Origin of the sequence: Flavobacterium agrisoli (assembly GCF_016522065.1) — a bacterium.
Taxonomy (GTDB): Bacteria; Bacteroidota; Bacteroidia; order Flavobacteriales; family Flavobacteriaceae; genus Flavobacterium; species Flavobacterium agrisoli.
In genome coordinates, this window is record NZ_JAEHFV010000002.1 from 155,889 (window position 1) to 176,335 (window position 20,447).

Annotated in this window: 21 protein-coding genes; 7 read left to right on the forward strand and 14 right to left on the reverse strand. The window is 36.5% G+C overall.

The window, feature by feature from the left end; genetic code table 11:
• Position 1 precedes the first annotated feature (1 nt).
• From I5M07_RS05790 to aspS, 10 genes are all read right to left on the reverse strand, one after another.
• Positions 2–1,027, reverse strand: coding sequence for a 2Fe-2S iron-sulfur cluster-binding protein (locus I5M07_RS05790; protein ID WP_200105275.1), 1,026 nt, complete (start codon positions 1,025–1,027; stop codon positions 2–4).
• Between the two features lie 76 nt (positions 1,028–1,103).
• Positions 1,104–1,478 carry a four helix bundle protein gene (locus I5M07_RS05795; protein WP_200105276.1) on the reverse strand — a complete coding sequence of 125 codons (375 nt, stop codon included), beginning with the start codon at positions 1,476–1,478 and terminating at the stop codon, positions 1,104–1,106.
• Between the two features lie 8 nt (positions 1,479–1,486).
• Entirely contained in the window at positions 1,487–2,842 is a 1,356-nt protein-coding gene (gene nuoF / locus I5M07_RS05800) for an NADH-quinone oxidoreductase subunit NuoF (protein ID WP_200105277.1), read from the reverse strand.
• A 1-nt stretch (position 2,843) separates the two neighbouring features.
• Positions 2,844–3,374, reverse strand: a complete 531-nt coding sequence (locus tag I5M07_RS05805; RefSeq protein ID WP_200105278.1) for a complex I 24 kDa subunit family protein — start codon at positions 3,372–3,374, stop codon at positions 2,844–2,846.
• Between the two features lie 73 nt (positions 3,375–3,447).
• Positions 3,448–4,683 carry an NADH-quinone oxidoreductase subunit D gene (locus I5M07_RS05810; protein WP_200105279.1) on the reverse strand — a complete coding sequence of 412 codons (1,236 nt, stop codon included), beginning with the start codon at positions 4,681–4,683 and terminating at the stop codon, positions 3,448–3,450.
• 84 nt (positions 4,684–4,767) lie between these two features.
• A complete protein-coding gene (locus tag I5M07_RS05815) occupies positions 4,768–5,289 on the reverse strand; it encodes an NADH-quinone oxidoreductase subunit C (RefSeq protein WP_200105280.1) in 522 nt (173 codons plus the stop codon).
• Position 5,290: 1 nt separating this feature from the next.
• Positions 5,291–5,839 carry an NADH-quinone oxidoreductase subunit B gene (locus I5M07_RS05820; RefSeq protein ID WP_200105281.1) on the reverse strand — a complete coding sequence of 183 codons (549 nt, stop codon included), beginning with the start codon at positions 5,837–5,839 and terminating at the stop codon, positions 5,291–5,293.
• Between the two features lie 132 nt (positions 5,840–5,971).
• A complete protein-coding gene (locus tag I5M07_RS05825; protein WP_200105282.1) occupies positions 5,972–6,337 on the reverse strand; it encodes an NADH-quinone oxidoreductase subunit A in 366 nt (121 codons plus the stop codon).
• A gap of 241 nt (positions 6,338–6,578) precedes the next feature.
• A complete protein-coding gene (locus tag I5M07_RS05830) occupies positions 6,579–6,773 on the reverse strand; it encodes a cold-shock protein (RefSeq protein WP_007137066.1) in 195 nt (64 codons plus the stop codon).
• 112 nt (positions 6,774–6,885) lie between these two features.
• A complete protein-coding gene (aspS, locus tag I5M07_RS05835) occupies positions 6,886–8,637 on the reverse strand; it encodes an aspartate--tRNA ligase (protein ID WP_200105283.1) in 1,752 nt (583 codons plus the stop codon).
• A 171-nt stretch (positions 8,638–8,808) separates the two neighbouring features.
• Between aspS and I5M07_RS05840 the strand changes: the two genes are divergently transcribed.
• Both I5M07_RS05840 and I5M07_RS05845 read left to right on the forward strand, forming a co-directional pair.
• A complete protein-coding gene (locus I5M07_RS05840; RefSeq protein ID WP_200105284.1) occupies positions 8,809–9,801 on the forward strand; it encodes a TlpA family protein disulfide reductase in 993 nt (330 codons plus the stop codon).
• Positions 9,802–10,027: 226 nt separating this feature from the next.
• Positions 10,028–10,375 carry a toxin-antitoxin system YwqK family antitoxin gene (locus I5M07_RS05845; protein WP_200105285.1) on the forward strand — a complete coding sequence of 116 codons (348 nt, stop codon included), beginning with the start codon at positions 10,028–10,030 and terminating at the stop codon, positions 10,373–10,375.
• A 78-nt stretch (positions 10,376–10,453) separates the two neighbouring features.
• Here I5M07_RS05845 and odhB read toward each other — a convergent pair whose 3' ends face one another.
• Together odhB and I5M07_RS05855 are read right to left on the reverse strand one after the other, a co-directional pair.
• The gene (odhB, locus tag I5M07_RS05850; protein ID WP_200105286.1) at positions 10,454–11,686 is read right to left on the reverse strand and encodes a 2-oxoglutarate dehydrogenase complex dihydrolipoyllysine-residue succinyltransferase; all 1,233 of its coding nucleotides are present in this window, start codon (positions 11,684–11,686) and stop codon (positions 10,454–10,456) included.
• A 79-nt stretch (positions 11,687–11,765) separates the two neighbouring features.
• Positions 11,766–14,555: a 2-oxoglutarate dehydrogenase E1 component gene (locus tag I5M07_RS05855; protein ID WP_200105287.1), complete on the reverse strand. Its 2,790-nt coding sequence runs from the start codon at positions 14,553–14,555 to the stop codon at positions 11,766–11,768.
• Positions 14,556–14,674: 119 nt separating this feature from the next.
• Between I5M07_RS05855 and I5M07_RS05860 the strand changes: the two genes are divergently transcribed.
• The gene (locus tag I5M07_RS05860; RefSeq protein WP_200105288.1) at positions 14,675–15,220 is read left to right on the forward strand and encodes a hypothetical protein; all 546 of its coding nucleotides are present in this window, start codon (positions 14,675–14,677) and stop codon (positions 15,218–15,220) included.
• Between the two features lie 69 nt (positions 15,221–15,289).
• Here the strand turns inward: I5M07_RS05860 and I5M07_RS05865 are convergent, their stop codons facing one another.
• Positions 15,290–15,643: a hypothetical protein gene (locus I5M07_RS05865; RefSeq protein ID WP_200105289.1), complete on the reverse strand. Its 354-nt coding sequence runs from the start codon at positions 15,641–15,643 to the stop codon at positions 15,290–15,292.
• 24 nt (positions 15,644–15,667) lie between these two features.
• On the reverse strand, positions 15,668–16,642 hold the full coding sequence (locus I5M07_RS05870; protein ID WP_200105290.1) for a polyprenyl synthetase family protein: 975 nt from the start codon (positions 16,640–16,642) through the stop codon (positions 15,668–15,670).
• A gap of 189 nt (positions 16,643–16,831) precedes the next feature.
• On the opposite strand from I5M07_RS05870, the gene I5M07_RS05875 reads away from it, so the two are divergent.
• The 4 genes from I5M07_RS05875 to I5M07_RS05890 all read left to right on the forward strand — a co-directional run bounded on the left by I5M07_RS05875 (position 16,832) and on the right by I5M07_RS05890 (position 20,441).
• Positions 16,832–17,353 carry a YceI family protein gene (locus I5M07_RS05875; RefSeq protein ID WP_200105291.1) on the forward strand — a complete coding sequence of 174 codons (522 nt, stop codon included), beginning with the start codon at positions 16,832–16,834 and terminating at the stop codon, positions 17,351–17,353.
• Between the two features lie 79 nt (positions 17,354–17,432).
• Positions 17,433–18,041, forward strand: coding sequence for a TetR/AcrR family transcriptional regulator (locus I5M07_RS05880; protein WP_200105292.1), 609 nt, complete (start codon positions 17,433–17,435; stop codon positions 18,039–18,041).
• The gene (locus I5M07_RS05885; RefSeq protein ID WP_200105293.1) at positions 18,038–19,378 is read left to right on the forward strand and encodes a TolC family protein; all 1,341 of its coding nucleotides are present in this window, start codon (positions 18,038–18,040) and stop codon (positions 19,376–19,378) included. Before I5M07_RS05880 ends, I5M07_RS05885 begins: the two co-directional genes overlap by 4 nt.
• Before the next feature lies 1 nt (position 19,379).
• Positions 19,380–20,441: an efflux RND transporter periplasmic adaptor subunit gene (locus I5M07_RS05890; RefSeq protein ID WP_200105294.1), complete on the forward strand. Its 1,062-nt coding sequence runs from the start codon at positions 19,380–19,382 to the stop codon at positions 20,439–20,441.
• The last annotated feature ends 6 nt before the right edge of the window (positions 20,442–20,447 follow it).

Here is a 20,447-nt window from a genome sequence, read left to right on the forward strand (position 1 = left end):
TTTACGATTTTTCGGTATTAATATCTAACGGAATAGCTGACATACTGATTTTTTTACGATCTTGATCTCTACCCATTAAAATGGTTTTTTCGGTCGCGATTTCTACTTTTTGCAACGGACGAATGTAGTTATTTTGGTTGATTACTGAATCTTTTTCAAATTCTCTTGGTCCTTCAATAACCCAATCCTCAACGTTTTTATGATCAAAACGGCAACTGTTGCAAATAAATTCTTCTACTTCGTGGTATTCGTCTTTTCGTCCGGTAACACGTTGAATTTCGCCTCCAAACATCCAAACGGTTGTTTTTCCACAACATTTATCACAATCTCGGTGTGCATTGTAGGGTTTGTTAAACCAAACTCTCGATTTGAAACGGAAGGTTTTATCGGTTAAAGCTCCCACCGGACAAACATCAATCATATTACCCGAAAATTCGTTATCAATGGCTTTGGAAATACAGGTAGAAATATTGGCATGATCACCTCTATCTACCACACCGTGTACCCTTTTATCGGTTAATTGATCGGCCACCTGTACACAACGTTGGCACAAAATACAACGATTCATGTGCAACTGAATGTTTGGCCCAATATTTTCTGGTTCAAACGTTCTTTTTTCTTCAATAAAACGGCTTTTGGCTTTTCCGTGTTCAAAGCTCAAATTTTGCAAGTCGCATTCACCCGCTTGATCACAAATAGGGCAATCTAATGGGTGATTAATCAGTAAGAACTCAGTAACCGCCTTACGAGCTTCGGTAACGCGATCCGAATTTTTACTATTCACTTCCATTCCATCCATGCAACCTGTTACACAAGAAGCCATTAATTTAGGCATTGGTCTTGGGTCTGCATCGCTACCTTTTGCTACTTCAACTAAACAGCAGCGGCATTTTCCTCCACTCCCTTTTAATTTTGAATAATAACACATTGCTGGTGGTACCAAATCGCCACCAATCATACGCGCAGCCTGCAGGATTGTGGTTCCTGGCTCTACTTCTATGCTTTGACCGTCTATTGTTACTTTCATTTATATTGTCTTAATGTCCTAATGTCGAATGTCTTAATGTCACTGGCTTCAATATTTTAGTTGGTGATTTTTGACTTTACGGCTTTTGACTACTTTGTAAATATTTTATAAATCCACTTATTAATTTTGAAATGTTAGAAATATCGTTAAATAGTTCTTCAAATTCATCTTTTGTTATATAATTTAAATCCAAAGCTAGATATAATTGCGATCTTACTTCTGCAGCAGATGCTTTAGCTATGTATAAAAAATAAACAAATTCCTTATCACTATTTCTTTCAAAACCTTCAGCAATATTTGAAGAAATTGAAATTGATGCTCTTCTTATCTGTCTTACTAAATCAAAATCATTTTTGAAATTTTGTTTATCTGTTATTTCGTAAATTCTTTTATTGAAAATTCTTGAACTTCTCCAAGAGTTAATTTCTTCAAATGAATTAAACCTTCCCATTAGGACTTTTAGACTTTTGACATTAAGACCTTAGAAAATGGCTCAGCCACAAAGTGATCTCTATTTTTAATTTTTTCTGGAAAACGAACATGGTATTCAAATTCATCTCTAAAATGACGAATGGCCGCAGCCACTGGCCATGAAGCCGCGTCACCTAATGGGCAAATGGTATTTCCCTCAATTTTGCTTTGGATGCTCCATAATAATTCGATGTCTTCTTCTCGACCTTGACCGTTTTCAATTCGATGCAAGACTTTCTCCAACCATCCGGTTCCTTCGCGGCATGGTGTACATTGTCCGCAACTTTCGTGGTGGTAAAAACGCGCGAAATTCCATGTATTTCGTACAATACAAGCGGTGTCGTTGTATACTATAAACCCACCAGAACCTAACATTGATCCGGTAGCAAATCCACCATCACTTAACGATTCATACGTCATCAAACGATCTTCACCATTAGCGGTTTTGTATATCAAATCGGCAGGTAAAATAGGCACGGATGAACCTCCTGGCACTAAAGCCTTTAAAGGTCTATTAGAGCTCATTCCTCCTAAATATTCATCCGAATTCATAAATTCGTATACACTTAAACCCAATTCAATTTCGTAAACCCCTTGGTTTTTTACATGGCCAGAAGCCGAAATTAATTTCGTTCCTGTAGAACGTCCTACTCCAATTTTAGCATATTCGTCTCCGGTATTATTCACAATCCATGGCACTGCCGAAATGGTTTCGACATTGTTAACTACCGTCGGATTAGCCCATAAACCCGAAACAGCAGGAAAAGGCGGTTTAATACGAGGATTTCCCCTTTTTCCTTCTAATGACTCGATTAAAGCCGTTTCTTCTCCACAAATGTAAGCACCAGCACCACAATGAACATGTAATTCTAAGTCGTAACCTGTACCTAAAATATTTTTACCCAACCAACCTGCAGCTTTCGCTTCGTTGATGGCTCTTTCTAAAATTTTATATACCCACATGTATTCACCACGAATGTAGATATACGATAAATTAGCACCTAAGGCAAAACTCGAAACAATCATTCCTTCAATTAATAAATGCGGAATGTATTCCATCAAATAACGATCTTTAAATGTTCCTGGTTCGGACTCATCTGCATTGCAAACCAAATGTCTTGGTTTGCCTGATTTTTTATCAATAAAACTCCATTTCATTCCGGCCGGGAAACCCGCACCACCTCGTCCTCGAATACCTGATTTTTTTACTTCTTCCACCACTTCATCTGGCGTAAGGGTTTTTAAGGCTTTTTCGACAGAAGCATATCCTCCGTTTTGGCGGTAAACCTCGTAAGATTTGATTCCGGGAACATTGATTTTATCTAATAATATTTTTCTAGACATCTTATTTATCGTGTAATATTATTTTATTTGCTTTACAGTCTTCGATTAACTGATCGATTTTTTCTTCGTTTAAATGTTCTTTGTAAAAATCGCCCAACTGCATCATTGGCGCATAACCACAAGCACCCAAACATTCAACACCGGCAATAGTAAACATACCATCGGCAGTAGTTTCTCCCATTTTAATGCCTAGTTTTTCCGAAGTATAATCCATCAAGTTTTCGGCACCATTTAAACAACAACAAGATGTTTGACAAAATTCGAACATGTATTTCCCAATTGGTTTTTGGTTGAACATAGTATAAAACGTTACCACTTCGTACACTTCAATTGGTAAAATTTCAAGAATTTCGGCCACTTTATCCATTAAATCATAACTCAACCAATTGTCGTGTGCATCTTGCACCTCGTGCAAAACAGGCAACAAAGCCGATTTCTTTTTATCTGCTGGATAATGACTCAACAATTCATTAATCCGATTCATCAAAGATTCGGTAATGTTTATTTCTTGTTTGTATCTTTTGTGTTCCATTTTTTAGTTTAGATTTTAGATTTTAGATTTTAGATTTTTCAATCTGAAATCTGAACTCCATAATTCTACAATCTTATGCATCTAATTCTCCCGCAATCACATTCAAACTAGATAAAATTACAATCGCATCAGACAATAAAGCTCCTTTAATCAATTCTGTATACGCTTGGTAGTAAATAAAACAAGGTCTTCTGAAATGCAAGCGGTACGGAGTTCGACTTCCATCGGTAATTAAATAAAAGCCCAATTCACCATTTCCACCTTCAACTGCATGATAGGTTTCGCCAACCGGAACTGGGATTTCGCCCATTACAATTTTAAAGTGGTAAATCAACGATTCCATCGAATTGTAAACATCTTCTTTTGGAGGCAAATAATAATCTGGAACATCGGCATGGTAAGGCCCTTCAGGTAATTTAGCTAATGCCTGACGTATGATACTTAAACTCTCCCAAACTTCGGCATTACGCACACAAAAACGATCGTATGTATCACCTGAAGTTCCTACAGGAACGGTAAATTCAAAATCTTCGTATGAGGAGTACGGATGTGCGACACGCACATCATAATCAACACCTGCTGCTCTTAAGTTGGGACCTGTAAATCCGTAAGCCATTGCTTTTTCGGCACTGATTGCCCCGACATTTACTGTTCTGTCAATAAAAATTCGATTGCGTTCGAAAAGTTTTTCAAATTCTCTCCAAGCAACAGGAAATTCTTCTAAAAATTCGTCTAATTTCTTGAAAGCGGTTTCCGACCAATCTCTTTCAAAGCCTCCCATACGCCCCATATTGGTCGTTAGTCGGGCTCCACAAATTTCCTCGTATATTTCGTATACTTTTTCTCTAAATTGAAAAACGTATAAAAATCCGGTATAAGCACCAGTATCGACACCCAAAATCGAATTACAAATCAAGTGATCGGTAATACGCGCCAATTCCATTACAATCACCCTTAAATACTGTGCTCGTTTAGGCACTTCTATACCTAATGCTTTTTCAATTGTCATCCACCATCCCATATTATTTATAGGAGAGGAACAATAATTCATTCGATCGGTAAGTGGTGTAATTTGGTAAAAAGGACGGTTTTCGGCAATTTTTTCGAAAGCACGGTGAATGTAACCTATAGTGGGCTCGGCATCTAAAATACGCTCGCCATCCATCAGCAATACATTCTGAAAAATACCGTGAGTGGCGGGATGCGTGGGGCCTAAATTAAGAACCGAAAGCTCACTTCCGTCTTCATTTAAGTTTTCCTTTATAATTTTAGCATAACGATGCTCTGGTGATAATAATAGTTCTGACATTTTTAAATAATTAAAAATTGATAATTGCGCACAGCAACTAACTATTTATTTTAATACAATTTATATATGCTTACAAATTGTAAATTAGGCATTGCTTGGTGTTCTACCAAAGAAACGATCGTCCTTATCGGTTCTTCCGCTGTCTTCCATTGGGAATTCTTTTCGCATAGGAAAAGAAATCATTTCATCCATATTCAAAATACGTTTCAACTGCGGATGCCCTACAAAATTCACTCCGTAAAAATCGTATGTTTCACGTTCCATCCAGTTGGCACATAAAAAAATATTGGATACTGATTTTATTTCTGGATTTTCTCCATTGATGAAGACTTTGATTCGCAAACGTACATTTTCATACCAATTATGCAAATGATACACAATAGCAAACTGACGCTCTAATTCGTTATCTGGATAATGAACACCACATAAATCGGTTAAAAAATGAAAGCGTAATTCGGGATCATTTTTTAAAAATAAAATTACTGGCGTAATTACATCTGCAGAAACCTCAAGGGTAAAAACATCTTTATCTTGGAAGAAATTATAAACATCCGTGTCGAATGCTGCAACTAGCTTATCTTGAATTTGTTGATTTTCTAATGCCATCTTATTGAATATTATACGATGCTAGCAATTCTTGGTATTCTGGCGAACTTCTACGACGAACTGATTCGCTTTTAACCAGTTCTTGCAGTTTCATAACACCGTCTACGATTTGTTCTGGTCTTGGCGGACAACCCGGCACGTATACATCTACTGGTATTACTTTATCAATTCCTTGTAAAACCGAATAAGTATCAAAAACACCTCCCGAAGTCGCACAAGCCCCAACAGCAATAACCCAACGAGGCTCCGACATTTGCTCGTAGACTTGTCTTAAAATAGGCCCCATTTTTTTGGAAATAGTCCCCATTACCAACAACATATCTGCCTGACGAGGAGAAAAACTCACACGCTCCGAACCAAAACGCGCCAAATCGTAATGAGAAGCCATTGTTGCCATAAATTCGATTCCGCAACAAGAGGTTGCAAACGGCAATGGCCACAACGAATTTGCCCTAGCTAACCCCACCACATCATTTAATTTTGTAGCAAAAAAACCCTCACCTGAAACACCTTCGGGCGGAGCTACCATTTTTACATCAGAATTACTCATATTCTTTTTAGATTTGAGTTTTAACTTTAGAAGATTGCTGTCCGTATAAAGTTAAAGTTATTTTGTATAAAAACCTATGCTGAAACTATCTAAAACAATACCAATCAGCGTTTTATGTATTTTAAAATGATTTTATTCCCACTCTAATGCTTTTTTCTTGATAATATAGAAAAACCCCACCAATAGCAACATCATGAAAATGATCATTTTGATCATCCCTTCGATTCCGAGTTCTTTAAAATTAATTGCCCATGGATATAGAAAAATCACTTCTACATCAAAAAGAACAAAAAGAATAGCTACCAAAAAATATTTTACAGAAAAAGGAATACGCGCATTACCAATAGACTCGACACCGCACTCAAAGTTTTTATCTTTTTTTTCAGAAGTTCTTCTAGGCCCTAATTTTCCAGAAACCACAATGGTACCTGCCACGAAACCTATTGCTAATAAGGCTTGCATAAAAATAGGGATGTAATTGATTTGATCGGGTTGCATAATCGTTACATTATTTGTGAAAAAATACCACACAAAGATAGTTTTCAAGTAATGAAATCACAAATAGAAAACCCTTTTAAGTCCATTACAAATTGTAGAATTCATTAATTTTTATTCATTATAAATAATTTTAATGATTTGTAAGATTAGACACCTTAAGAGAATGCAAAAAAAAACGCTCCGAAATTTTCGGAGCGTTTACCTTTCGTAGGCAAAAAAAATAGAATGCTATATTTATTGCTTAGATAACGGCTACTTTTGCAGCCACTTTACCTTTTCTTCCTTCTTCTTCCTCATAGCTTACACGGTCACCTTCACGCAATTCTTCTGCGTTAATTCCTGAAGCGTGAACGAAGATATCTTTACCTGTTTCTTCGTCTGTAATGAATCCGTAACCTTTTGATTCATTGAAAAATTTAACTGTACCTGTACGCATTGTAATAATAATAATAATTTATAATAAAACAAATGTAATATATTATAGCTTACAAAAGACACGCAACTGTTAAATTTTTATAAAAATTATTGATTTACAGTATTTTCAAGTTTTAAACTGCGTCAATTTTAATATGTAATTCTTTTAATTGCGAATCATCAATTGCAGCTGGTGCATCGATCATCACGTCGCGACCCGAGTTGTTTTTAGGGAAAGCAATAAAGTCACGAATCGTTTCTTGTCCACCCAAAATAGCCACTAAACGATCTAGCCCAAACGCCAAACCTCCATGCGGAGGCGCACCAAACTGGAAAGCATCCATCAAGAAACCAAATTGCGCTTTAGCTTCTTCTTCGGTAAATCCTAAATACTTAAACATCAACTGTTGTGTGGCTTTATCGTGTATACGAATAGAGCCTCCTCCAATTTCGTTTCCGTTTAAAACCATATCGTAAGCATTGGCACGAACTTTTCCTGGCTCTGTTTCTAACAAAGCAACATCTTCTGGTTTAGGAGAAGTAAAAGGATGGTGCATGGCATGGTAACGACCACTTTCTTCATCCAATTCTAATAAAGGAAAATCAACCACCCAAAGCGGTGCAAATTCTTCCGGATTACGCAATCCTAAACGAGTTGCCAACTCCATACGAAGTGCCGAAAGTTGCGCACGCGTTTTGTTTGCTGGACCCGAAAGCACAAAAATCATATCCCCTGCTTTTGCTTCGGTTGCTTTTGCCCAATTTGCCAAATCGTTCTGATCGTAGAATTTATCTACTGATGATTTAAAAGAGCCGTCTTCGTTACATTTTACATATACCATTCCGGATGCCCCAACTTGCGGACGCTTAACCCAATCAATTAAAGCATCTATTTCTTTACGGGTATAATTTCCTGCTCCTGGCACAGCAATACCTACTACCAATTCGGCTGCATTAAAAACAGGAAAATCTTTGTGTTGCGCAATTTCGTTTAATTCGCCAAACTTCATTCCGAAACGAATATCCGGTTTGTCATTTCCGTACGTCTTCATGGCGTAATCGTAGGTAATTCTGGGGAATTTAGCTACTTCAACTCCTTTAATTTCTTTTAATAAATGTCTTGTCAATCCTTCAAAAACATTCAAAACATCTTCTTGCTCCACAAAGGCCATTTCGCAATCAATTTGCGTGAATTCTGGCTGACGGTCGGCACGCAAATCCTCATCACGGAAACATTTTACAATTTGAAAATATTTATCCATACCACCTACCATCAACAATTGTTTAAACGTTTGTGGCGATTGTGGCAAAGCATAAAATTGACCTTCGTTCATACGACTTGGCACCACGAAATCACGTGCTCCTTCCGGAGTCGATTTAATTAAATAAGGTGTTTCTACCTCGCAAAAATCCAAATCCGAAAGATATTTACGTACTTCCATCGCAACTTTGTGACGGAACAACAAACTGTTTTTTACAGGATTTCTTCGAATATCCAAATAACGGTATTTCATACGAATATCTTCTCCACCATCGGTATCATCTTCAATGGTAAAAGGCGGTGTAAGTGCTGTATTAAGAATATTCAGCTCGGACACCAAAATTTCGATTTCCCCGGTAGGAATATTTTTGTTTTTGGCTTCACGTTCGATAACCGTTCCTTTTACCTGAATAACAAATTCGCGCCCTAAGGTTTTGGCTTTTTCAAAAACGGCTTTATCCGTTCTGCTTTCATCAAAAATAAGTTGCGTAATTCCGTAACGATCGCGCAAATCAACCCAATTCATAAATCCTTTATCACGTGATTTTTGCACCCAACCTGCAAGTGTAACTTCTGTATTACAATGTGAGGCGTTGAGTTCGCCACAATTATGACTTCTGTACATGTTCGAAATTTTAGATTTTTTTTAGCTGTTCTTCTTTTTTAAGAACTTGGTTGCAAAAGTAAACACAAAAATTAAAATAGGTTAGTCCTAACACAATATTATGACTTTGCTACTCCATTTTTTATATCTTTAAAGCATTAAAAAGTTTAAAAAAGTTTGAAAATTGCTACTATGAAAAAAATTACCTACCTGTTCTTACTTGCCTCTCTTTGTAGTTTTGCCCAAACTAGCGGCAGAATCACTTTTACAGCCAAAATTCAAAATCGAAATAGCGACACTTTGATTATTCGCGGTTCTAACAAATTCAATTTGATTATTCCGATTGATAAAAAGGGGGTTTTTGAAGCCACCTTTGAAGGTGTAAAAGGATTTTATCAATTTTCAGATAAAAAAGAAGTATCCAATCTATTCCTAAAACCAGGCGATAATCTTAATCTAAACATGGACGCTTCTGCCTTTGATGAAACTATCGTGTACACTGGAAAAGGAGCCGATGAAAACAACTTCTTGGTACAATCGGCTTTACGCGATGAACGCTTTCAAGAATCGGCTTTTAAGAAAAGTCCTGAAGAATTTGAAAAGCTTTTAGCCGAAAAACAAACAGCAGAAATCAATGAAATTGACAATGGTTCCTATGACAAAGATTTTAAAGAGGTATACAAAAAAGCCATGTTACAATCGAATGAATATGCTAAAATGGAATACGACAATACCCGAAAAATGAATGCTTTCACCGGAAAGCCTGCACCAGAATTTGAATATGAAAATCATGATGGCAGCAAAACAAAACTTTCCGATTTAAAAGGAAAATATGTTTATATAGATGTTTGGGCAACTTGGTGCGGACCTTGCCGTATGGAGATTCCGTATTTAAAAAAGGCCGAAGAAGCCTTTCATGGTCAAAATATCACTTTTGTAAGCATTTCTATAGATGCTGCTAAAGACCATGACAAATGGAAAAAATTTGTTACAGACAAACAATTAGGTGGTGTTCAATTATTGGCCGATAAAGATTGGAATTCCGATTTTGTAACCGCTTTGGGCATTACGGGAATACCGAGATTTATTCTATTAGATCCTGCCGGAAATATTTTGGATGCGAATGCAACTCGTCCTTCATCAGGAGAATTAGAAAACCAATTAAACGCCATTTTGAAGAAATAAATTACAAAAACTTGTGTTTTCTAAATAAATTAGCAAATACTAAAAAAGCAAAATATCTTCTATAAAATACGAAACCAGCAAATAAAACAGCTGGTTTTATCTTATAGTTTAATTTTCAATGTTAAGTTTTTATTCAATGTTACTAAATTGTTAACTTAAAGTTTTTTAAATGTAAACAATTCTATATATTTGTTATAGAAACAATTAACATCAAAATACTAAAGATATGAGAAAATGTGTGATTTTAGTGGCGGTATTATTCTCTGGAATTGTATTTGCTCAAGAGACAAAACCTAAATTAGAGGCAGTAGGGAATACCGTAAAAGCAACCTATTTTTACGAAAATGGAAAAATTCAGCAAGAAGGCTTTTTCAAAGACGGAAAATTAGACGGTGCATGGACGGCTTATGACGAAAATGGCAATAAAAAAGCTTTCGGTCAATACGCAATGGGCGAAAAAACAGGTAAATGGTTTTTTTGGAACGATAGCAATCTAAGCGAAGTAGACTATTCGGATAGTCGAATTGCCAATGTTAAAAACTGGAAACAAGAAACAGTAGTAAATCGAAATTAACTACAGCTTTTTGTAACAATAAAAAAACCCAAATTCATACGAATTTGGGTTTTTTTTATGTTGTTTGAAACTATTTGATTATAGTTCCAATGCTCTTTTAGGATCGTTGTTCATTAACAATTCCACTGGATTTTCTAAAGCTTCTTTTACAGCTACTAAAAATCCAACAGACTCACGACCATCAATGATTCGGTGATCGTATGATAATGCTACATACATCATTGGGTGAATTTCCACTTTGCCGTTTACAGCAATAGGACGCTCGATAATGTTGTGCATTCCTAAAATCCCAGATTGTGGAGGGTTGATGATTGGCGTAGATAACATACTTCCGAAAACACCACCGTTGGTAATGGTAAAAGTACCACCTGTCATATCATCAACTGTAATTTGACCATCACGTGCTTTTAACGCCAAACGTTTGATTTCAGCTTCAACACCTCTAAAAGTTAAATTTTCAGCATTACGAACTACAGGTACCATTAATCCTTTAGGTCCAGAAACGGCAATTGAAATATCACAGAAATCGTAAGCAATTTTATAATCGCCATCAATCATAGAGTTTACGTCTGGGTACAATTGCAATGCCCTAGTAACCGCTTTGGTAAAAAACGACATAAAACCCAAACTTACACCACCGTGTTTTGCTTTAAAAGCATCTTTGTATTCGTTACGGATGTTGTTAATTGGGGTCATGTTTACTTCGTTAAAAGTAGTCAACATAGCCGTTTCGTTTTTAGCCGAAACCAATCTCTCAGCTACTTTACGACGCAACATAGAAAGTTTCGTGCGCTCAGTTCCTCTGTTTCCACCTGTTGGTGTACCCATTGCAGCAACACCTTTAGCATTTACAGCATCATCTTTGGTAATTCTACCTCCTTTACCTGTTCCAGAAACAGTAGCAGGAGCTATATTTTTTTCATCTAGTATTTTTCGAGCCGCTGGCGAAGGTGTTCCGGCAGCATGAGAAACTGGAGCAGGATCCGCTTTTGGAGCCTCTACTTTTGCTTCGGCTTTAGGCGCTTCCGCTTTTGGAGCTTCGGCAGCAGGAGCAGCAGCACCAGCTGGTTTTGCAGCATCCGTATCGATTAAACAAACCACTGCACCAACCGCTACAGTATCACCTTCTTCTGCTTTTAGCGTGATAATTCCGCTCATTTCAGCAGGTAATTCAAGAGTTGCTTTGTCTGAATCAACCTCGGCAATAGCTTGATCTTTTTCTACATAATCACCATCTTTTACTAACCAAGTTGCAATTTCAACTTCTTTAATTGATTCCCCTGGTGATGGGACTTTCATTTCTAAAATCATCTTTCTCTTTGTTTAAAGTTTTAATTGTTTAAAATTTCCTGGATTGTATTTCCTAAAATTTTAAACTTGAAACATTTTTTTATCTAAATAAATTTTTATCAAAAACCATTCTGATAGCATCAGCATGACGGCGTTTTGCACGGGTATAACTACCGGCTGCCGGCGCTGAATATGCTTTTAACGAAGCCAATCTCCATTTTACAAAATCAAAATTCATCAACATAAAGCTGTAAGCACCCATGTTTTTAGGTTCTTCTTGCGCCCAAACATAATCATCAGCATTAGGATATTTTGCAATGATTTCTTTGATTTGCTCAGCAGGAAATGGGAACAATTGCTCAACACGAACTACTGCTACATCATTACGACCGTTATTTTCTCTTTCGGCTACAATATCGTAATAGAATTTACCTGTACAGAAAACCAATGTTTTCACACCTTTTTTATCTACAGTTGCATCGTCAATTGTTTCTTGGAAACTTCCGTTTACTAAGTCTTCCACTGGCGAAACACAACGCGGATCACGCAACAAACTTTTTGGAGAGAATACCACCAAAGGTTTGCGGAAGTTGGTTTTCATTTGTCTACGCAATAAGTGGAAGAAGTTAGCTGGTGTAGTACAATCAGCTACATACATATTGTGTCTTGCACAAAGTTGTAAATAACGCTCCATTCTAGCCGAAGAGTGTTCTGCTCCTTGCCCTTCGTATCCGTGAGGCAACAATAAAACGATACCATTTTGGTTGTTCCATTTATCTTCTCCACAAGAAATATATTGGTCAATCATGATTTGTGCACCGTTTGAGAAATCACCAAACTGCGCTTCCCAAATGGTTAAGGTTTTTGGACTTGCCAAAGCATATCCATAATCAAAACCTAATACTCCGTATTCGGAAAGGAATGAATTGAAAATATTAAACTTTCCTTTTTTGTTTTCAAGACTGTCAATAAGCACTACCTCTTCTTCAGAATCTTCTACTTTTACTACAGCATGACGGTGTGAAAAAGTTCCTCTCTCAACATCTTGTCCTGAAATACGAACATCAAATCCTTCTTGTAATAACGATCCGTAAGCTAAATGCTCGGCCATACCCCAATCTAAAAGATTAGTGTCGAAGAACATGGTTTTGCGGTCGTTAATTAATTTTTCAATTTTTTTGATGAATTTTTTATCCGAAGGCAAAGTTGAAATGGCTTTTGCCACTTGTGTTAATCCTTCTTTTGAATAACTTGTATCAAATTTTTGCAACATGGTATCGTTACTCACCTGAGCAAAACCTTGCCATTCGTTTTGCATGAACGGCGTAATAATTGTTAAATCTTTTTTACGAGAAGCTTCTAAATTTTCTTCTAAAACCGCTTTATAAGATTCCTCTAAACCATTTACATAACTAGCGTCGATAACACCATCTGTCAATAATTTTTCAGCGTATAAATCTCTAGGATTTTTATGTTTTGCAATAATTTTATATAAAACCGGTTGCGTAAAACGAGGCTCATCTCCTTCGTTGTGACCGTATTTTCTATAACCTAACAAGTCGATGAACACGTCACGTCCGTATTCCATGCGATAATCTAACGCAAACGACATGGCGTGAACAACAGCCTCTGCATCATCGGCATTTACGTGCAATACAGGAGACAACGTTACTTTAGCCACATCGGTACAATATGTAGACGAACGAGCATCTAAATAATTGGTCGTAAAACCAACTTGGTTGTTAATTACAATATGAATTGTTCCACCCGTTTTGTAACCATCTAACTGCGCCATTTGCACGATTTCATACAAAATACCTTGCCCCGCAATAGCAGCATCACCGTGAACGGCAATTGGCAATACTTTTGAGAAATCATCTTCGAAATGACGATCTTGTTTCGCACGTGTGATTCCTTCGATAACCGCCCCTACCGTTTCTAAGTGCGAAGGGTTTGGTGCTAAATTGATGTTGATTTTTTTACCTGTAGCCGTTACTCTATCAGCAGTTAAACCCAAGTGGTATTTCACGTCACCGTCAAAATATTCTTGATCGTAATCTTTACCGTCAAATTCGCTAAAAATATCTTGAGTCGATTTGCCAAAAATGTTCGCTAAGACGTTCAAACGTCCGCGATGGGCCATACCCATTACAAATTGCTCTACTCCTTTTTCGGCCGCTCTGTTAATTAACGTATCTAAAGCCGGAATAATACTTTCACCACCTTCTAACGAGAAACGTTTTTGACCTACATATTTAGTATGTAAGAAATTTTCAAAAGAAACGGCTTCATTTAATTTATTTAAAATAGCCTTTTTCTCCTCTACAGAAAATTTAGGTTGGTTGGCGTTAACCGACAATTTATCTTGAATCCATTTTACTACATGCGGATTACGAATATACATATACTCTATACCGATGTGTTGGCAATACACCAATTCTAGATGATTGATGATGTCTTGTAACGAACAAGGCGCCAAACCTACCACCTGTGCGGCATCAAAAACGGTTGCCAAATCGGCTGCTGACAAACCAAAGTTTTCGATATCCAGAGTAGGCGATGATTTTCTTCGGTCGCGTACCGGGTTGGTTTTAGTAAACAAATGCCCTCGAGTACGGTATCCGTCTATAAGTTTTAAAACATTAAATTCTTTTTGCAATTTTTCAGAAACCAAACTGCAATCTGCTGGTGCATTGGCTGCATACTCTGCCATTTGTTGAGCAGGAGCCTGATTTTCGTATTCTTCCCCGTAAGTGGTCATTCCAAAATCGAAACCTTGAAAAAAACTTCTCCAGCTTGGCTCTACGCTATCAGGATTTTCTGTATATTGATCGTATAATTGAGCAAAAAACTCGGTATGTGCCGCATTTAAAAATGAAAACCTATCCATAATATTGAAGTGAATGTACTTTTTGTTAAAATAGTTTGGCAAAAGTACAATAATCCCGTTTATTAAAACCTTTTTTTTAAGTACTTTTACGTAAAAATTTGTTAAAAAATTCCTCTCTTATGAATAAACATCAACCCTCAATCGTTTTCCTATATATTTTTAGCATTACTTTTCTGCTTTTTGCAGAAAATTCCAATGCACAGCAATCAATGTATAATACTACACCAACTACTTCCTTTTGGGACAAAGTGCAATTTGGAGGCGGTTTGGGTTTAAACTTTGGTTCCGGATATACGGATATAGCTGTTTCGCCTAGTGCCATTTACAATATAAATCCTGTGGTGGCCGTTGGAGCAAGTTTATTATTTGGTTATGTAAATACCGATTCTTATCACTCTATTTATTATGGAGGAAGTGTGATTGGATTGGTTAATCCGATTCCGCAATTGCAACTTTCGGCCGAATTAGAACAAACACGCTTTAACACCGATTACAACTGGGATGGCGGGAATTTTTCGGATAATTATTGGAACACAGCACTCTATTTAGGCGCTGGATTTAGAACAAAAAATGTTACGATTGGTATTCGCTACGATGTTTTATACGATAAAAACAAAAGCATTTACGCCGAACCTTATATGCCTTTTGTGAGGGTATATTTTTAGGAGTGACAACAAAGACTAGATAATCCAACTTTCAATATAAACTTTTAACTTTTTTTAAACTTTAGTGTCCTAGCTAAAATTCTTCCTAAACCACACTTTTTGCCATTCCCTTTTTAAAATCAAAAAAGAAACTTGTTCGGCTAGTTGCATTAAATCGGAACCGTCGAGTTTTTTAATTTCGGCTTCGGAGACATCAATAATGTATAGCAAATTGAGATATTCGGCAAATTTATACTGAATCAATCGGTAGATTTTTTCGTGTAGTTGTATTTTCAAATCCGTTGGACTAATGGCAATCGGAAAATCAACCCCTTCATTAGCCAAGTTAAAATCTTTGTTGAGTTGCGCTACCAGTTTAACGTACAAATCCAGGCTTTGAGCTTCCTGAAATAAAACTTCGGTATTTTGAGGGGCTACAAACATATTTTTCTTTTTCTTGAACGCCAATTACACTTTACGCTTCATCAAATTTTTCCCAAACTCCATTAAAACCTGTTTTTTATCCGATGCAATATTCATTTTTTCGAGGGTTTCAAATGCTTTCAACGTATACCTTTCAATAGCTTGCTGTGTCATCTGAGCTGCTCCAGATTCTTGAAATATCGATTTTACCACCGCAATTTTTTCGTCGTTATCTTCAAACTGAACGTTAAACAATTCTTTTAATTGCAGCTGCTGATCCGGCTTGGCATGTGCAATTGCTTTGAGGTACAAATAGGTTTTTTTATTTTCCATAATATCTCCCCCCACTTGTTTTCCGAAGGTTTTGGGATCACCAAAAGCATCTAAAAAATCATCTTGAAGCTGAAAAGCCAATCCTAAATTAAGCCCAAATTCGTAAATCAAGTCCGCATTTTCCGCAGTTGTTTCGGCCACTATCGCGCCCATTTTGAGTGCTGCCGCCACCAAAACAGCCGTTTTAAATTCGATCATTTTTAAATATTCTTCGATGGTAACGTCGTTTCGGGTTTCAAAATCGACATCCCATTGCTGGCCTTCGCATACTTCTAATGCCGTTTTGCTAAAAAGTTTGGCCAAATCCCGAAATATATTCGGTTCGTATTGTTCAAAATATTGATAGGCTAAAATGAGCATAGCATCGCCAGAAAGAATTCCGGTATTCAAATCCCATTTTTCATGCACCGTTTGGTTGCCTCTTCGCAACGGAGCATCATCCATAATATCATCATGCACCAACGAAAAGTTATGAAAAACCTCGACTGCCATAGCGGCTGCTAGTCCTTTTTTATAATCCGCATCAAAAACTTCGGTTGCCATTAAGGTTAAAACCGGACGCATTCTTTTGCCTCCCAAATTCAAAATATAGTCAATGGGTTTGTATAAATTTTGAGGTTCTTTGGCTATAATTTGGGCATTCAAAAAGGCTATAAACGAATCCTGATACTGAGAAATAGTGTGCATGAACTATAATTTTATTTAGGCGTTCAAATATACAATTTGAATCTAAAAGTTACCCAAAATTTTAAATTTAAAAAAACATGGAAACTTTTTTGGTTTTTAAAGTTTCCTGTCTAAATTTGCAGCGTTTAAATTTGTAATGGCACATAGCACACTAAACAAATGAAAACTTTAATTTATAACACATAGTTTATGAAAACAAAATGGACTATTAATGCCTCGCAGTCGGATGTATTGTTGAAGAGCCGACACACCACCATTGGGTTTATGGGTGGTAACGAAACTAATTTTGACGGGTTTGTTAACCTGAACGGGAATGACATTGAAGATGCTTCGCTGTCTTTTTCGATGACGCTAAACGATTTGCTTCAAATGGATCAAAGTGATAAAAATTTTCAACAGTTATTGCATCATTACAACACTACCGAAGTTCCGGTGTTGACCTTTAAGTCGACATCGTTTCAAAAAATCAACAAAAACATCAATTTTTTTAAAGGCGCTTTAACCATTAAAGACGTGACCAAAGTGGTTGAATTGCAAGCAGAATATATTGATGCTGACTTGTATAATGGAACGCAAAAAGTAGCTTTTGAAATTACGGGCAATATCAATCGAAAAGATTTTGGTTTGCAGGATAATGTTTTAAAACAAAAAAATGGGTTTACCCTTGGAAAAGACATTGACTTTATCGGGAATTTCGAATTTAAGATGTAAATCACTGATTGTTAAAAACATACAAGCAAGTATCCGAATGGTTATTTATAATTAAATTTGAGCGGTTTTCTCACCTATTATGAAAGATAAAATAATTGAAAAGGCAAGTGAACTCTTTTTAAAACTAGGTTTTAAAAGTGTTACCATGGATGATATTGCGTGCGAAATGTGTATTTCGAAAAAAACGATTTACAAATATTTTTGCAACAAAGAAATTTTAATCGAAGAAAGCACTCGCATGGTGCACGAACAAGTAACGGAAATCATCAACTCCATTGTAGCGAAGAATTATAACGCGATAAAAGAAAATTTTGAAATCAGACAAATGTTCAAAGAGACGTTTCAATCAACGGATGCTTCGCCTTTGTACCAACTCAAAAAACACTATCCCGATATTTACCGCAGAATTTTAGACTTGGAAATAAAGGAGTGTAAAACTTGCTTCGAAAACAACATTTCTAAAGGAATTTCAGAAGGTTTATATCGCGAAAACATCGAAATTGAACATTATGCCGACTTTTATTATGCCTTGGTTTTTAACATCAACGAAAATACCAAATCGGAAAACGAAGCTCGAAAAATAGAATTATTAGCCTTAGAATACCACACCCGAGCCATGGCTACTCAAACCGGAATACAAGAACTAGAAAAACAATTAAACATTATTTTGCAACAAGAGAATTTATGAAAAATGTACTAACCCTGCTTCTGCTTGCCATTGGAATCACGGCCACTGCCCAAGAAGCGAAAGTGCTTACTTTAAAAGATGCGATACAGTATGCACTTGAAAACAAAGCCGAAGCTGTTAAAGCAAAATTACAGGTAGAGAATAGCGAATATAAAATACAGGAAATTCGCGCTATGGCCTTACCACAAATTGCTGCCAATGGTAATTTAACCTACAATCCCATTTTACAAACCCAAGTAATTGATGGAGCCGGATTTGGACAACCTGGCACTACTATTCAAGCCGTTTTTGGACAAAAATGGACCTCAACTGCGGGAGTAAACTTAAACCAAAATATTTTTAATCAAGCTATTTTTACTGGTTTAAGAGCCGCACAAACCACACGCGAATTTTATCAAGTTAACAAAGATTTGACTGATGAGCAAGTAATTGAAAAAGTAGCCAGCAACTTTTACTCGGTTCACGTGCAACGTTTGCGTTTGCATCTTTTGGATAGCAATTATGTAAACACTGCTAAAGTTCTTGATATTATTAAAGGACAATATGATAATGGATTGGCTAAAAAAATTGATTTAGATCGTACAACAGTAAAACTATCGAACATTGATGCACAACGCCAGCAAGTTTTAAACAGTTTGCAGTTGCAAGAAAATACCTTGAAGTTTTTTATCGGAATGCCTATTGCTACCGAAATTATTATTCCGCAGCGCGAATTTGAAGTAACGCCGCTAAACCTTTCGGAAATTCCGAATATGAAAACGCGAAACGAATATATGGTAGTAAAAAAACAAGAGGAATTACTGGTTTTTAATAAAAAATCCATTGAAGCCGAATATTACCCAACTTTATCGCTAAATGCCGGATATAATTTTATTGGTCAAGGTCCCGAATTTCCTTGGTTTGCTAGACCCGATAAAGGAGTATACTGGTCGGATTTCTCGGCAATTGGCTTGAACCTGAATGTACCTATTTTCACCGGATTCGGAACACGTGCTCGAGTACGCCAAGCCGATATTGAAATTAGAACAGCACAACAAGATTTAATTGATACCGAATTGGCCTTGGATTTGGATTATAAAAATGCCTTGGTTCGAATTGAAAATAGTTTGAGTACTATCAAATCACAAGAAGAAAATAGAGTCTTGGCAGATGCCATTATGAGAGATACCAAGAACAATTATATGCAAGGTTTGGCTTCGTTAACCGATTTATTAGATGCACAAAATGCCTATATCGAAGCCGAAAACAATTACACCTCTGCCATTTTAGAATACAAATTAGCCGAAGTACAACTAATAAAATCAAAAGGAGAACTTAAAACATTAATAAATAACTAAGATGAAAAAAAATTTAATATATATTATTGTGGCTGCCGCTTTGGTAGGTTTAGCAGGATATAAAATTGTAAGTAATAAAGAAAAACAACAGCAAGAAGTTGCCGAAGTTGCCAAACAAGTAGATAAAATTAACGTAAATGTTATCACTGTTACTCCAGAGGATATCAATACCGATTATTCGGCTAACGGAACCTTTTTACCAAAGCAAGAAATGAACCAAGCGTCTGAAATTTCGGGACGTATTGTGAGCGTGATGATAAAAGAAGGCTCTAAAGTTTCGGCCGGACAAACCTTAGCCACCATCAAAAGAGATGCTATTGATGTTGATGTTACTCAGGCTCAAAATAATTTGCAAAACGCCATTACTACCAACCAGCGTTTTGAAAATGCCTATAAAACAGGAGGTGTTACCAAACAACAATTAGATGACTCAAGATTACAATTAAAAAATGCAGAAGCTGCCGTAAAATCGCAAAGTGTTAGAGTAAATGACACGCGAATCAAAGCGGGAATCAGCGGTACTATTAACAAAAAAATGGTGGAACCCGGAATGGTTGTTGCTCCAGGAACGCCTTTGTTTGAAATCGTGAACATCAATACCCTTAAACTTTCGGTTTTAGTTGATGAAAGTCAAATTGGTAAAATTGCATTGGGACAACGAGTTAACATCAGTGTAAATGTATTACCTGATGAAGCTTTAAGCGGAAAAATCACTTTCATTGCTCCTAAAAGTGATGAGTCCTTAAATTTCCCAGTTGAAGTTGAAGTGCAAAATAAAGGAAATTTAAAAGCGGGTATGTACGCTACAGCTGTTTTCAAAACCAATAATGGTGCTGAGACTAAAAACATGCTTACCGTACCAGCAACTGCTTTTGTAAACGGAGTAAGTTCAGGACAATTATTTGTAGTAAACAACGGAACTGCCAATTTAATAAAAGTACAAACCGGAAAAGTGTACGGAGACAAAGTTCAAATTTTAAGCGGACTTGATGAAGGACAACAAGTGGTCACTTCAGGTCAAATCAATTTAGAAAACGGTTCTAAAATCAACATCATAAAGTAACAAAAA

Excerpts from the sequence above, each read along its gene's own strand:
- odhB (WP_200105286.1), bottom strand. The coding sequence starts at position 11,686 with ATGATTTTAGAAATGAAAGTCCCATCACCAGGGGAATCAATTAAAGAA.
- aspS (WP_200105283.1), bottom strand. The coding sequence starts at position 8,637 with ATGTACAGAAGTCATAATTGTGGCGAACTCAACGCCTCACATTGTAAT.
- I5M07_RS05790 (WP_200105275.1), bottom strand. The coding sequence starts at position 1,027 with ATGAAAGTAACAATAGACGGTCAAAGCATAGAAGTAGAGCCAGGAACC.
- I5M07_RS05795 (WP_200105276.1), bottom strand. The coding sequence starts at position 1,478 with ATGGGAAGGTTTAATTCATTTGAAGAAATTAACTCTTGGAGAAGTTCA.
- I5M07_RS05880 (WP_200105292.1), top strand. The coding sequence starts at position 17,433 with ATGAAAGATAAAATAATTGAAAAGGCAAGTGAACTCTTTTTAAAACTA.
- I5M07_RS05855 (WP_200105287.1), bottom strand. The coding sequence starts at position 14,555 with ATGGATAGGTTTTCATTTTTAAATGCGGCACATACCGAGTTTTTTGCT.
- nuoF (WP_200105277.1), bottom strand. The coding sequence starts at position 2,842 with ATGTCTAGAAAAATATTATTAGATAAAATCAATGTTCCCGGAATCAAA.
- I5M07_RS05815 (WP_200105280.1), bottom strand. The coding sequence starts at position 5,289 with ATGGCATTAGAAAATCAACAAATTCAAGATAAGCTAGTTGCAGCATTC.
- I5M07_RS05870 (WP_200105290.1), bottom strand. The coding sequence starts at position 16,642 with ATGCACACTATTTCTCAGTATCAGGATTCGTTTATAGCCTTTTTGAAT.
- I5M07_RS05825 (WP_200105282.1), bottom strand. The coding sequence starts at position 6,337 with ATGCAACCCGATCAAATCAATTACATCCCTATTTTTATGCAAGCCTTA.
- I5M07_RS05830 (WP_007137066.1), bottom strand. The coding sequence starts at position 6,773 with ATGCGTACAGGTACAGTTAAATTTTTCAATGAATCAAAAGGTTACGGA.
- I5M07_RS05805 (WP_200105278.1), bottom strand. The coding sequence starts at position 3,374 with ATGGAACACAAAAGATACAAACAAGAAATAAACATTACCGAATCTTTG.
- I5M07_RS05860 (WP_200105288.1), top strand. The coding sequence starts at position 14,675 with ATGAATAAACATCAACCCTCAATCGTTTTCCTATATATTTTTAGCATT.
- I5M07_RS05840 (WP_200105284.1), top strand. The coding sequence starts at position 8,809 with ATGAAAAAAATTACCTACCTGTTCTTACTTGCCTCTCTTTGTAGTTTT.
- I5M07_RS05820 (WP_200105281.1), bottom strand. The coding sequence starts at position 5,839 with ATGAGTAATTCTGATGTAAAAATGGTAGCTCCGCCCGAAGGTGTTTCA.
- I5M07_RS05885 (WP_200105293.1), top strand. The coding sequence starts at position 18,038 with ATGAAAAATGTACTAACCCTGCTTCTGCTTGCCATTGGAATCACGGCC.
- I5M07_RS05845 (WP_200105285.1), top strand. The coding sequence starts at position 10,028 with ATGAGAAAATGTGTGATTTTAGTGGCGGTATTATTCTCTGGAATTGTA.
- I5M07_RS05875 (WP_200105291.1), top strand. The coding sequence starts at position 16,832 with ATGAAAACAAAATGGACTATTAATGCCTCGCAGTCGGATGTATTGTTG.
- I5M07_RS05865 (WP_200105289.1), bottom strand. The coding sequence starts at position 15,643 with ATGTTTGTAGCCCCTCAAAATACCGAAGTTTTATTTCAGGAAGCTCAA.
- I5M07_RS05810 (WP_200105279.1), bottom strand. The coding sequence starts at position 4,683 with ATGTCAGAACTATTATTATCACCAGAGCATCGTTATGCTAAAATTATA.
- I5M07_RS05890 (WP_200105294.1), top strand. The coding sequence starts at position 19,380 with ATGAAAAAAAATTTAATATATATTATTGTGGCTGCCGCTTTGGTAGGT.